The organism is Desulfovibrio sp. (genome assembly GCF_014803725.1).
Taxonomy (GTDB): Bacteria; Desulfobacterota; Desulfovibrionia; order Desulfovibrionales; family Desulfovibrionaceae; genus Desulfovibrio.
In genome coordinates, this window is the sequence record NZ_JAAVBE010000015.1 from 17,437 (window position 1) to 30,092 (window position 12,656).

A 12,656-nucleotide genomic window follows, 5' to 3' on the forward strand; every position below is an offset into this window, starting at 1 on the left:
ATGCACATGGCCTTCGTGGCCGTGGATCTCATGGTCGTGGCAGCACTGGCATTGAGACATGTCGTTTCTCCTTGGGCCGGGCGTTTCGCAGGCTCCGGCGTTCATCCATGTCAACCATAAGTGCTATAGCGGCTATAGAGTCAAGGGGCGTGAGCGTTCTTTGAGAAAATTTTTTGCGCGGCGAGGACTCAAAGCAAGGAAAGCGGCTCCTCGCTGCGGCGCACATGCCGGGTGAGGGTGCTCTCGCGGCAAAAGGCGCGGATATGGTCCAGAAAGGGCGACGGCGCAAGGGCGAGCTTGCGCCCGTAGAGGCCGCGGGCCCCGGCAAAGCTCGCAAAGATGCCGCGGGCGGCGCGGGTCAGGCCCACATAGAGCAGGCGCCGCTCCTCCGTCAGCGCGGCCTCTGAGGGCTTTTCGGCGGAAGGGCCGAAGAGCAGGTCGCGCCGAAGCGGCAAGAGGCCGTTCTCGAGCCCGGGCAAAAAGACCGCCTGGAATTCCAGCCCCTTGGAGGCATGCAGGGTGAGGATGCGCACGCGCTCCGCTCTGGCGCCTACCAGTTCCGCCTCGTGCAGCCAGGCAAGGCGCTCGAAGAAGGCGCCCCAGGACCCGCACTGGGCCCAAAGGCGGCAGAGCCGCCGCCAGGGCTCGCTCAGGCGCAGGCCCTCGGCCTCGCCGGCAGTGGCCGGGGCGTCCTCGCCGGCGAGGCAATCCTGCGCGAGGAGTTCCTGCGGGGGCGCGAGCGCCGTGCCCTGTTCGCGGGCTTCGCGCCAGCGCTCTTCGGCTGCGGTGAGAAAGCGGCCGCAAAGCTCGTCGCGCCAGAATTCCTCGGCGGCGGGCGCGACGCAGGGCACGCCGGCGGCCTCCAGGGCGGCTTGAAGCGGCGGGATCTGCGCCTTGAGGCGCACGAGCACGGCAATGTCGCCCGGGGCGAGACTGCCGTCGAGCCCGCCGGGCGCGGGCCGCGCTGCATCGAGCAGGCTGTGCGATGTGGCGCCGATGAGCGCCCGCGTCCTTTGCGCCACCCAGCGGGCCTCGGCGCGGGCATCCGGCGCGGCGAAGAGCCTGAGCTCCGCCCCGAGGGGCCGGGCGGCGGTGAGCGGGCCGCAGCGGCCCTTGTCCGCCAGCAGGGCGCGGGCCGTGTCGAGCACCTTCTGGCTTGCGCGATAGCTCTGCCCGAGCCTGAGCACGCGCAACCCTGGCCAGAAGCCACGCAGGCTCTCCGCGCTCTGCCCGGCGGCGCCGCGGAAGCCGTAGATGGCCTGGTCCGGGTCGCCGATGCCGAAAAAGCCGCGCCCGTCCCCGGGCAGAAGGCCGCGCACCGCGGCGAGCTGCACCGGGGAAAGGTCCTGCGCCTCGTCCACGAGGATATGCTTCCAGCGCCCGCGCAGGCCCGGGGCATGCTCGCTCAGCCAGTCGATGAGGTCGCCGTAATCGAGCAGGCCCTGCGCCTTCTTGCGGGCCGCATAGCGGGCGGCGGCTTCGGCCGGTTCTCCGGCGGGCGTCTCGTCGCGCTCCCGCGCGAGGGCCAGCGCGTCCCACAGTTGGCGCGCCCGCGCCCGTGTGAGCCCGGCATTGGCCGCCGTAAAGACACGCAGGGCCGCGTCCTCGCCGAGGAGCACGGGGAGCGCGCCTTCCGCCTCTTCCCTGATAAGCCGCCACGCGAGGCCGTGCAGAGTGTCGCACGCCGGGAGCCGGGCGCCCGGCGCCTGTCCCGTGGCAAGGCGCTCGCGCATCTCGCCGGCAGCCCTGCGCGTGAAGGTGAGCGCCAGGATCTCGTCCGGGGGCGTGCCACCCTCGAGCAGCCGCTCGACCCGGCCCACGAGGATGCGCGTCTTGCCGGCGCCCGGCCCCGCCGCAACGAAGACCGGGCCTTCGTTCCCGGCATCTGTCCCCGCGCTGAGCGCGGCCAGTTGCTCCGGGGAATAGCTGATGGCCGCCGATGCCGTTTTCTTTTCACGCGCCCGCGCAAGGGGCGCGGCGTCCGTCTTGGGGGCCGGCTTTGGGGCTCCTGCCGACTTGGGCGTCTCGAGCCCGGGGAGGCGCCGTCGCCCGCCACCGCTCCCCGTGGTGTCCAGCTCCCCGGGCCGGAACAGGCGCACCGTGCCGTACTGGCCGTCGAAGCCGGCCTCGCGGATCACCTCTCCCGCGCGCATGCGGGCCACGGCCTCGCCCAGGGGCTCCCACCAGGCGCGCACTTCCGCCTCGGGCAGGCGGCAGAGGATGTCGAGCTCGGGGCCGAGCTCCGTGAGGGCCCGGCCATAGCGCTCGCGCACCTTGCGCGAGGACGCACCCACGCCGAGGATCTCGCCGATCACTTCCGCGAGCGGCACCAGCGGCAGCACCTCGGGCTCGCGCGCGAGGGCCGGCGGCGTTGGCCGGTCGGCGAGCTCCAGCACGCGGTGGAGCACGCCGATGGTGAGCGGCCGCCCGCACACCGGGCAGATGTCGCCCAGCTCCCGTGCCTCGGCGGGCTCGAGCACAACGCCGCAGGCCCGGTGGCCGTCGAGGTGGTACTTGCCCTCCTCGGGGTAGAACTCCATGGTGCCGAGGAAGCGGCAGTCGAGGCCGTCCTGCGGCTCGCGCCGCGCCGTGGCCCGAAGCGCCGCGAACATGCCCGCATAGGAGGGGCGCCCCGCGAAGAGATTGGCCTCGCGGCCGAGATTGGCGCCGGAATGGGCGTCGGAATTGGAAATGAGCGCATAGCCGTCAAGCTGGCTTAAGAGGCGGTTCATGGCCGGGTCGGACGAGAGGCCGGTCTCCAGCGCGAAAATATGCTCCGTGAGGTCGCCGAAGCAGTCCTCGGGGCGGTCGAAGCCGGACTTGGAGCCGAAGATGGCGAACCACGGCGTCCACACATGGGCCGGGATGAGCACGCCTGCGGGCACGCATTCCAGCAGGATCTCGAGCAGGTCGCGCGAGTCGAGGCCGAGGATGGGCCGCCCGTCCGAATGGAGATTGCCGATGAGGGCGAGGCGTTCCGAGAGGCGGTCGGCGTCTTCCAGCGTAGGCACGAAGACGAGATTGTGCACCTTGCGCACCTTTCCGCCGCGCTTGTAGATGGAGCTGATCTCGGCCTGGAGGCAGAAGCGCGGGCCGCCGTGCTCCGTGGCCGCTGGCCGCGCCAGGCGGCCGCCCGCAAGGGCCTCCAGCGCCTCAGGCTCGCCCTTGAGGCGGTAGAGGCCGCTTTCTTCATCGAGTACGAGCTGTTCGCGCAGCTCAGCGCGCCACTGGGGATGGGTGAAGTCGCCCGTGCCGAGCACGTCGATGCCCTTGCAGGCCGCCCAGGCCGCGAGATGCGGCACGGTGAGCGCCGTGCTGGTGGCGCGGGAAAAGCGGGAGTGGATGTGCAGATCGGCGACGAAGTTCATGAGGCGTCTCCGTGGGGCTGGGGGCCGGATGCGGCGGGATCTTGCGCGAGCCAGGGGCAGAAGCTGAGCGCCGCGCGCGTCCACGAGGAGCCGGAAGTGGCGCCCCGGCAGTGGAGCGTGAGCGGCGAACACAGGACGGGCTCGGCGCGGGCCCCTTTTTGCGCCAGCAGGAGGAGCCGGGTGGCCGCGTCCCCGCTGTGCGGCCGAAGCGGCAGGACACGGCGCAGGCCAAGGCGCGCGCCCTCGAGGGCGGCACAGATGCGCGTGAGCGCGGATGCCGGCACGATGCAGCAAAAGGCGCCCTTGTGGCGCAAGAGGCGCTGGGCCGCCGCGCAAAAAATCGGGAAGGCGTCGCCCCCGGGCGTACTTTCGGCCCGCAAAGCCTGCTCCCGCATGCCCGAGGGCGAAGGGCGCCCGCTCCCCCCAAGGCCCCAGGGCGGATTGGCGAGCGCCATGTCGTGCGGGCCGGCATCTTGCGGCAACGGCGCCGCCACATCCGCCACAAGAAAGCGGACGCGCCCGGAAAGGCCCAGCGCCCCGGCATTGGCCCGCGCCGCCGCCACAAGGGCGGCCTCGCGCTCGAGGCCCAGGCACACCGCCGCCGGAGAGTGCAGGGCCACGCCCAGAAGGGCCGCGCCGCAGCCGGAGCCCAGTTCGGCCACGGCGCATTCCCGTTTCGCGCTCCGCCGTTCGCGCAGGATTTGCGCGGCGAAGGCCGCGAGCAGCAAGGCCTCCAGCCCGAAGCGGTAGGCGCCCTGCGGCTGGACGAGCCCGCGCGGGTAGTGCGGCAGCGGGGCTTCCGTCACAGGAGGGCGCCGTTCCAGTTGAACAGGCCCTCGCGCCGAAGCTCCGGCAGGCCCTGCGGCGGCGTCTCCTCCATGCGGGCAAAGAAGCTGTAGCCCGCGTCCTGCATCTCGCGCCGCTGCCCGGAAAGATCCAGCGGCCAGGCAGGATAGATCCACAGCGTGCCGCCATAGCGCCTGGTCCAGAACACTTCGCCCTTGGGGCTCATGAAGGGCTCGTTGGGCTTGAGCGCCGCCTGCCCGAAGCGGGAAATGCCCACGGGCCAGAAGCCAGAGACGACGGCCCCCAGCGGGAGCGGGCTTTGCGCGGGGAGCGCCAGCGCGTCGTCGCGCGAAAGCTCCGGGCTCACGAAGGCGGCCGCGAAGCCCTGGCCCGCCAGCACGGCAAGCGCCGCAGCATTGGCGATATTGCAGAAGGGCCCGGCCAGAAGGTCGGCATCCTCCGGGAGCCTTTGGGGAAAAAAGGCCCGCTGCCACGGGGAATTGCAGACAAAGTGCCGCGCGCCCTGCCGCCAGAGCCGGTCGATCATGCGGCTGAGCGCGGCTTCCTCCTCGGGCCAGACCACGGGAGGCAGCCACCACGCCGTGCGGCCAACGAGCGTGCGCGAAAGTTCGGCCGTGCGCGGCGAGAGCCAGAGCGCGGGCACGGCCCGGCGCCCGGGAGTGCTTCCGGCAGCGCGATTTCCTTCCTCTTTTCCGCGGCCCAGCCCGGAAGTGAGCAGCATGTCCGGCCGGGGCCTGGGCTTCACGGGCTTGGGGAGGCGCGGGCCGCCCGCCGGCGGGGCCGTATCCTGCGCGGGGGGCTCCTTCAGGGCGTCAAGGCGCTTGCGCCATTCGCCGAGCAGCCGCTGGAGCTCGGGCTCGCGGCGGTCGATGAGGTAGACCGGGGTGCCCGCTTTGGGCGTGGCGTGCTTCGCGAGCCTGAGGCGCAGGGTGCCTGCCTTTGGCACCCGCCGCGTCACGGGGAGCGTGGCGTGCCAGCGCTCGTCCTCCACGCCTACGCGCAGATAATCGCCGGGCAGAAGCTCGAGATGCGGCTTGAGCTCGCAGCCGCCCTCGGGCGTGATACGGATCTTGCCGGCCAGGAACCCGGAGCTCGTCTGCTTGTCCGGGCTCGCGGCCTCCTCGGGCGATTGCGGTAAAAAGCGCGCCTTCACCCCGGGGCGCCCCAGGGCCAGTTCGAGGATGTCCTGGGCCGTCTTCCGCGCCGCAGGGTCGCCGGGATGGTCGCGCAACAGGCGGTAGGCCGTCACTGTGTGGTAGACATAGTGCGGCCCTTTCTTGCGGCCCTCGATCTTCCACGAGGCGAGGTGCGGCACGTCGAGCAGTGTCTTGACCAGCGGCCCGAGCTCGAGGTCCCGGCAGGAGAAGAAGCGGCCCGCTTTTCCGCCGGCCTTCGCGAGGGGCGCCCGGCCCTGCGGCGGGCGGCCCTCGCCCTGACGCCCATGGGGCGCCCCCTTGCGGCGCGGGGCGTCCTTCCCCTGCGGGCGTCCTCCCTGGCGCGCGAGCTCGCTGTAGACGCGGCGGCAGGGCTGGACGCAGCGCCCGCGCAGGCCGCTCTTGCCGCCCATATAGCTCGACCAGTAGCAGCGGCCGGACACGCAATAGCAGAGCGCCCCCTGCACGAAGAGCTCGAGGTCCAGCCCCTCCGGGCAGGCGGCGCCCATGGCGCGGATCTCGTCGATGGAGAGCTCGCGCGGCAGGATGACCCGGCTCGCGCCGAGGCGCCTGGCCTCCTCAAGGGCCAGCGGGTGCGTGACATTGGCGAGCGTGGAGAGCGCGAGGGCGCCCGTGAAGCCGGCCTGACGGGCGATGTCGATGAGGCCCGGGTCCTGGATGATGAGGCCGTCCGGCTCAACGCGGCGGGCGAGGCGCGCGGCGAGCCGCCAGGCCGCGCCGGTCTCGCCGGGCTTGATGAGGGTGTTCATGGCCACATAGACGCGGCGGCCCTCCTCGTGGGCGAGTTCGGTGAGGCGCGTGAGCTCGCCTATGCCGAAATTCTCGGCCTCCATGCGCGCGGAAAAATGCTTCAGCCCCACGTAAACGGCATCGGCGCCGGCGGCCAGCGCCGCCAGGAAGGAGGGCGTGTCGCCGGCCGGGGCGAGGATCTCGGGGCGCGCCGGCGTATCGGGCGTCATCCCGCTCATGCGCCGTAATACTCCCGGTACCACTCCACGAAGCGGCCGATGCCCACGGCGAGCGGCGTGGCCGGCGTGAAGCCCGTGACCCGGGCGAGGTCGTCCACGTCCGCCCAGGTGGATTCCACATCGCCGGGCTGCATGGGCAGAAGCTCGCGGATGGCCTTCTTGCCGAGGGCCTTTTCCAGCGTATCGATGAAGACGCCAAGCTCCACGGTGTCGTGGTTGCCGATATTGTAGATGCGCCACGGCGCGGAGCTCGCGGCCGGGCTGGGCGCGGCCGCGTCGAAGGCCGGGTCGGGCGCGGCGGGGATGGGCAAAAGGCGCACCATGCCCTCCACGATGTCGTCGATATAGGTGAAGTCGCGGCGCATGCGGCCCTCGTTGAAGACCTTGATGGGCTCGCCCTTCAGGATGGCCGTGGTGAAGAGGTGCAGCGCCATGTCGGGCCGGCCCCAGGGCCCGTAGACCGTGAAGAAGCGCAGGCCCGTGGCCGGGATGCCGAAAAGGTGGCTGTAGGCGTGGGCCATGAGCTCGTCGCTCTTTTTCGTGGCCGCGTAGAGGCTCACGGGGTGATCCACGTTGTGGCGCGTGGAATAGGGCATGGCCGCGTTCAGCCCGTAAACCGAGGAGGACGAGGCGAAAACAAGGTGCTCCACGCCGTTCTGGCGGCAGCCCTCGAGCACATGGCCGAAGCCCACGAGGTTGGAGCTGATATAGGAGGCCGGATCCTTGAGGCTGTAACGCACCCCGGCCTGCGCCGCCAGGTTGACCACATGGGTGAAGCGCTCGGCCGCGAACAGGCGCGCCATGCCGTCCCCGTCGGCGAGGTCGAGGCGCTCGAAACGGAAGGCCGCGCTCTGGGGGAGGGCGGCCAGATCTCTGAGGCGCGCTTCCTTGAGGCCCACATCGTAATAGGCGTTCAGGTTGTCGATGCCCACCACGGTGTGCCCGTCGGCGAGCAGTCTTTTGGCGAGTTGGTGGCCGATGAAGCCGGCGGCGCCGGTGACGAGGACGTGCATAGGCTCTCCTTCAGGATGGCAGCGGGAGAGTATGCCAGATGCGGGCGCGGGGCAAGCGCCCGGCCGTCGTTCACAGGCGCTGCGCCCCGTGGCGAAGGAGGGCCCCGCCGCTTCCCTTTTGCGGCGCCCGGGGCTATAGTCCCCTGACTTTGCGGGCGGAAGGGCGGCAGGGGCCGCATGCCCTCCCGCAAAGCCAAGCAAGAAGGAGACCGATACCGCCATGAGCGAGAACCTGACCGTCGCCGTTGTCGGCGCCACCGGCGCCGTGGGCCGTGAAATGCTCAAGACCCTCCATGACCGGGCCTTCCCGGCCACGCGCGTTGCCGCCTTCGCCTCGGCGCGTTCCGCCGGCAGCCGCGTGCCCTTTGGCGACGAGGAGCTGGTGGTGGAAGAGCTGAAGGAGGATTCCTTCGAGGGTATAAACCTCGCGCTCTTCTCCGCGGGCGGCTCGACCTCCGAAAAGTTCGCGCCGCTGGCCGCGCATGCCGGCTGCGTGGTGGTGGACAATTCCTCGGCCTGGCGCATGGACCCGCGCTGCCCGCTTGTGGTGCCCGAGGTCAACCCCGACGCCCTCGACAAGCACGAGGGCATCATCGCCAATCCCAACTGCTCCACCATCCAGATGGTGGTGGTGCTGAAGCCCATCCACGACGCCGTGGGCGTCACGCGGGTGGTGGTCTCCACCTACCAGGCCGTGTCCGGCACGGGCCAGAAGGGCATCGAGGAGCTGGAGCGCCAGGTGCGCGACCTCTTCAACGGCCGCGACCCGGAAAGCAAGGTCTATCCCTACCGCATTGCCTTCAACGCGCTGCCGCACATCGATGTCTTCCAGGACAACGACTACACCAAGGAAGAGATGAAGATGGTCAACGAGACCGTCAAGATCATGGAAGACCCGTCCATCAAGGTGACGGCCACCTGCGTGCGCGTGCCCGTGTTCTACTGCCACGGCGAAGCCGTCAACGTGGAGACCAGGAAAAAGATGACCCCCAAGGAGGCGCGCATCCTGCTTTCTCAGGCGCCTGGCGTGCGCGTGTTCGACAATCCGCGCGAACTGCTCTATCCCATGCAGGCCGACGCCATCGGCGAGGACGACGTGTTCGTGGGCCGCATCCGCGAGGACGAATCCGTGGAAAAGGGCCTCAACATGTGGATCGTGGCCGACAATGTGCGCAAGGGCGCGGCGCTCAACGCCGTGCAGATCGCCGAGGAGCTTGTCCGGCGCGACCTCGTGCGCGTGCCCGATCGGGACGTGTTCATCGCGTAAGCGCGGAGGGGCGGGGATGGAAGCGTCCGACCGCGAGGCCTATCTCGAAGCCCTGCTGGCCGCGCCGAGGCCGGGCGCGGAAAAGGTGCTCGCCTTCTATGACTGGCGCGTGGGCCGGATCTGTACGGACGGGCGCCTGCTCTTCGTGCCGCTGGACGACCATCTCTGCCACCGGGGCGACGGCCTTTTCGAGAGCATCTGCTGCCGGGAGCGGCGCGTTTTCGCCCTCGAAGCGCATCTGGCGCGCCTGCGCGAGGGCGCGGCCGCGCTTTCCATCACGCCGCCCTGTTCGTGGGAGGAGCTGCGCGAGCGCATCCTCGACGTGGCCCGGGCCGGCGGGCGCGACCATTGCGACGTGCGTGTCTTCCTCTCCCGGGGGCCGGGCGGCTTCGGCATCTCGCCGGCCGAGTGCCCGGTGGCCGGGCTCTACATCGTGGCGCTCGCCTCGCGCCTCCCCACGGAGGAATATTACGAGAAGGGGCTCACCGCCTTCACGAGCGCCATACCCCCCAAGCAGGAATATCTCGCGCGCATCAAGAACACCAATTATCTGCCCAATGTGTTCATGGCGGCCGAGGCGCGGGAGAAGGGCATGGACGTGGCCGTGACCTTTGACGAAGAGGGCCACATGGGCGAGGCGGCCATCGCCAACATCGGCATCGTGGATGCGGCTGGGCGCCTGCGCAGCCCCGAGATACGGCGCATCCTCCCCGGGACGACGCTCCTCGCGGCGCTGAAGCTGGCGGCGGAGCGCATGCCCGTGGTGGAAGGCCCCATCCACCGGGACGAGATCGCCCACGCGCGGGAGATGCTGCTCTTCACGAGCGCCACGCTCTGCGTGGCCGTGACCCACTTTGACGGGCGCCCGGTGGGCGAGGGCGAGACCCGCGGCCGCCCCGGGCCGGTGGCCCTGTGGCTGAAAGACGCCCTGCTCGCGCACATGCTCGCCACCGGGACGCCGTACTAGCAAAGCCGCCCGAACACGCGCGCATGCCGCGCCCCGGGGAACGTGATGCACATTCTTCTCATGGCGCTCCAGCAGGAGGGGGACGGCGCCGGCGCCCCTCCCGGAACTCCCGCGCAACTCGCGCGCGTGGAGGCCGAACAGGCGTTCGCCATGACGGAAGCCCTCAGGGAGGGCGGCCGCTTCACGCCGCTCCTCGTGTGCCGCCGGGGGGCGTGGCTGCATGAGCGCGCCGCGGAGCGGGGCCTGCCGGTTCTGCCCATGGGCGGCGCGGGCGACGTGGCGGCCCTTGTGCGCCTCTGGCGCTGGCAGCGCCGGTGCGACTTTCTCATCATCCAGACCGTGGGCGAAGAGGCCCTGGGCCTTTCGCGCCGCGTGTTCGGCATGCGTAAAAAGGGGAGCGCCCACCTCGCGCATGCCTTTTTCGTGCGGCCGCCCGCGCCGGATGTGGCCCGGGGCCGGCCCGTGCGCGCGGCGAACCGCATCTTCTGCGGCTCGGAGCATGTGCGGGCGCGCCTTCACGAAATCTGGCAAGAGCTCCCCGAAAAGCGCCGCCCCGACGCCCTGCTCGACCTGCTCGCCCCGGGTCTCCCGCTGGCGGACTATCCTCCCGCGCCCGAAACAGAGCGCCATGTCTTCGGCATGGGCGAGAGCCTTGGGCCCGATTCCGGCGCCCTCGCCGTGGTGCGGGCCATGGCCGCGCTCTGGCAGCGGGAAGACCTGCCCCCGTGGGAAGTGCGCATGTTCGGCGCGGGCCCGCGCTTTGGGGAGATACTGCACGAGGCCGAAAGCCTCGGCGTGGCCGGCCGGCTCGCCATCCTCGGCGAGCAGCCGCCCGAAGTGCTCGCCCAGTGCTCGGCGTGGCTCGCGCCCGGCACCTCGCCCGAGGAAGTGCCGCAGACCCTCTGGGCCGGCATCGCGCTCGGCGTGCCGCTCATCTGCGCGCTGAGCCCCCTGCACCGCGAGCGCCTTGCCGGGGCGCCCCCGCATGTGGCGGTGCGCATCAGGGAAAGCGATCCCCAGGCCCTGGCGCGGGCCATGATCGCGGTCATGCGCGACGAGCGCCTCAGGGCGCGCCTGCGCGGGGCCGGCGAGAGCCTGCGCCCGGGCATCGGCCTCGAGGCCATGGCAGGGCGCTTTGTAGCCTTTTGCGGTGAAGTGGCGGCGGGCGTGGAGGGCGCTCAGGCCAGCGCGCTCAAGTCGTAGTCCGAACTTTCCACAATATCGCCCTCCACCACGGCGCCGGGCGTCACACCCGGGCCGCTCACCCATGTCACGCCGTCCACCTCGGGCGCCTGGAACCACACGCGGCCCCGGTGCAGCCCGGGCCATTCGTCCGCGGGTGCGTCCACGAGCACGGGGAGGCGGCTCCCCACCGTCTGGGCGAGGATGTCCGCGCTGATCGAGGCCTGGAGCTCCATGAGGGTCGCGCGTCGCTCCTCGCGCACGGCCATGGGGACTTGCCCGGGGAGTTTCGCGGCCGGCGTGCCGTCCTCGGCCTGGTAGGCGAAAACGCCGAGATGGGTGAAGCGGGCCTCCTCCACGAAGCGGCACAGCTCCAGAAATTGCGCCTCGGTCTCGCCCGGGTAGCCCACGATGAAGGTGGTGCGCAGCGCCGCGTCGGGCAGGATGTTCCGCACGCGCTCGAGCACGCGGCGCGGGTCGCCCGCAAAGGGGCGCCCCATGGCGCGCAGGAGTTCGGGCGCCGCATGCTGGAAGGGGATGTCAAAGTACGGAAGCACCGGGGGCCCGAGCTCGGCCATGCGCCTGAGGAGGGCCTCGGTAATGCCCGTGGGATAGAGATAGAGGAGGCGCAGCCAGAAAAGGCCGTCGAGGCCGGCGAGGGCGGTGATGAGGTCTTCGAGCCGGGGGCGCTCCGCCCCGCCGCTGAAGTCGCTGCCCCAGGCGGAAACGTCCTGCGCCACCAGGTCGAGCTCGCGCACGCCCTGCCCGAGCAAGGTGCGGGCCTCGGCGAGCAGGGCTTCGGCCGGCGTCGAGCGCAGGGGCCCGCGAATGGACGGGATGGTGCAGAAGGCGCAACTGTGGCGGCAGCCCTCCCCCACCTTGAGCCACGCATACGCGGGGCCGGTGGAGAGCAGGCGCCCGAACGCCCCGGAACCTTGCGCCGGAGCAAGGCCCAGCGCCGCGCGCACGAGGGCCGGCCAGCGCGCAAGATCTTCCGTGGGCAGCCAGAGATCCACTTCCGGGAGCTCTTTCGCAAGCTCGGCTACCCCATAGCGGCCCACCATGCAGCCGGCCACGGCCAGCAGCGGCCGCCGCCGGAGCTTGCCGAGATGTTGCGCCGCGTCGAGCACGGCGCGGATGGATTCGCGCACCGCGGGCTCGATGAAGCCGCAGGTGTTGATGAAGACGAGGCGGCTTCGGCCCATGTGGGCCGCGGGCTTCACGGCGACGCCCAGCGAGCCCAGCAGGCGTTCGCTGTCCACGCGGTTCTTGGGGCAGCCGAGGCTCAGCGCCCAGACGGGCAGCGGGCGGCGCAAGGAAGTGGAAGGCATCGCGTCAGAAGGGCACGCGCAGGAAGCGCGCGCTTTCGGGCTGGATGTGCAAAAGCCGCTCGGCGGAAACGTGGTCGGCCCTGGTGACAAAGCTCGCCTTGTTGATGTTGAGGATGGCCTCGGCCTCGTGGCTGCAGTCGAACAGGTGGAGGACATCGCCGTCCACGCGGTCGGCCGTGGTCCAGTGGCGGTTCAGGGGGCCGCCGTCGGGCGTGAGGCTGCGCAAAAAGCGGAAGACGATGGCCCGGCCGCTCTCCGGGGCCAGCCAGTCGCGGCAGGCGGCGAAAAAGGTGTCCGGCCCGGGCAGGGACTTTGCGCCTGCAAAGGGCGCCTGGATGTCCAGCGGAAAGGCGCGGGCCTGGATGCGCAGCAGGTTGTCCACGAGGGCGATATAGTCCGTCTCCTGGGTGAGCACCGCGCGGAAGGCCTCGGGCCGGGAGGCGAGGCCCATGAGCGTCTCGTTCAGGATGTCGCGCGCCTTGAGCACGCGGATGCCGTAGAGCAGGCGCAGCGCGTTGAGCACGGCGTAAATGGCGCAGAAGGTGTCCAGCTTGCCCTGGTAGAAGGGTTTGAGCATG

Annotated in this window: 9 protein-coding genes; 3 read left to right on the plus strand and 6 right to left on the minus strand. The window is 70.9% G+C overall.

Annotation, left to right across the window (positions count from 1 at the left end):
• Positions 1–188 precede the first annotated feature (188 nt).
• The 4 genes from HDR50_RS04315 to HDR50_RS04330 are packed head-to-tail and all read right to left on the minus strand — an operon-like array spanning position 189 to position 7,331.
• On the minus strand, positions 189–3,368 hold the full coding sequence (locus HDR50_RS04315) for a UvrD-helicase domain-containing protein (RefSeq protein WP_291356240.1): 3,180 nt from the start codon (positions 3,366–3,368) through the stop codon (positions 189–191).
• Positions 3,365–4,174, minus strand: a complete 810-nt coding sequence (locus HDR50_RS04320; protein ID WP_291356242.1) for a methyltransferase — start codon at positions 4,172–4,174, stop codon at positions 3,365–3,367. Before HDR50_RS04320 ends, HDR50_RS04315 begins: the two co-directional genes overlap by 4 nt.
• On the minus strand, positions 4,171–6,318 hold the full coding sequence (locus tag HDR50_RS04325) for a peptidase U32 family protein (protein WP_291356244.1): 2,148 nt from the start codon (positions 6,316–6,318) through the stop codon (positions 4,171–4,173). Before HDR50_RS04325 ends, HDR50_RS04320 begins: the two co-directional genes overlap by 4 nt.
• On the minus strand, positions 6,315–7,331 hold the full coding sequence (locus tag HDR50_RS04330) for an NAD-dependent epimerase/dehydratase family protein (RefSeq protein ID WP_291356246.1): 1,017 nt from the start codon (positions 7,329–7,331) through the stop codon (positions 6,315–6,317). The genes HDR50_RS04325 and HDR50_RS04330 overlap by 4 nt, the downstream gene beginning before the upstream one ends.
• A 220-nt stretch (positions 7,332–7,551) precedes the next feature.
• On the opposite strand from HDR50_RS04330, the gene HDR50_RS04335 reads away from it, so the two are divergent.
• From HDR50_RS04335 to HDR50_RS04345, 3 genes are read left to right on the plus strand one after another with little or no spacing between them, the layout of a single operon-like run.
• Positions 7,552–8,598, plus strand: a complete 1,047-nt coding sequence (locus HDR50_RS04335) for an aspartate-semialdehyde dehydrogenase (RefSeq protein WP_291356248.1) — start codon at positions 7,552–7,554, stop codon at positions 8,596–8,598.
• Positions 8,599–8,614: 16 nt separating this feature from the next.
• Complete coding sequence (locus HDR50_RS04340) at positions 8,615–9,565, plus strand: aminotransferase class IV (protein ID WP_291356250.1); 951 nt, start codon at positions 8,615–8,617, stop codon at positions 9,563–9,565.
• 45 nt (positions 9,566–9,610) lie between these two features.
• Positions 9,611–10,768 (plus strand): glycosyltransferase, encoded by a 1,158-nt coding sequence (locus HDR50_RS04345; RefSeq protein ID WP_291356252.1) that lies wholly within the window; start codon positions 9,611–9,613, stop codon positions 10,766–10,768.
• On the opposite strand, the gene rimO is transcribed toward HDR50_RS04345, so the two are convergent.
• Positions 10,744–12,078 carry a 30S ribosomal protein S12 methylthiotransferase RimO gene (gene rimO / locus HDR50_RS04350; protein WP_291356254.1) on the minus strand — a complete coding sequence of 445 codons (1,335 nt, stop codon included), beginning with the start codon at positions 12,076–12,078 and terminating at the stop codon, positions 10,744–10,746. The two genes, HDR50_RS04345 and rimO, sit on opposite strands and share 25 nt — an antisense overlap.
• A gap of 4 nt (positions 12,079–12,082) precedes the next feature.
• Positions 12,083–12,655 (minus strand): hypothetical protein, encoded by a 573-nt coding sequence (locus HDR50_RS04355; RefSeq protein ID WP_291356256.1) that lies wholly within the window; start codon positions 12,653–12,655, stop codon positions 12,083–12,085.
• Position 12,656 lies beyond the last annotated feature (1 nt).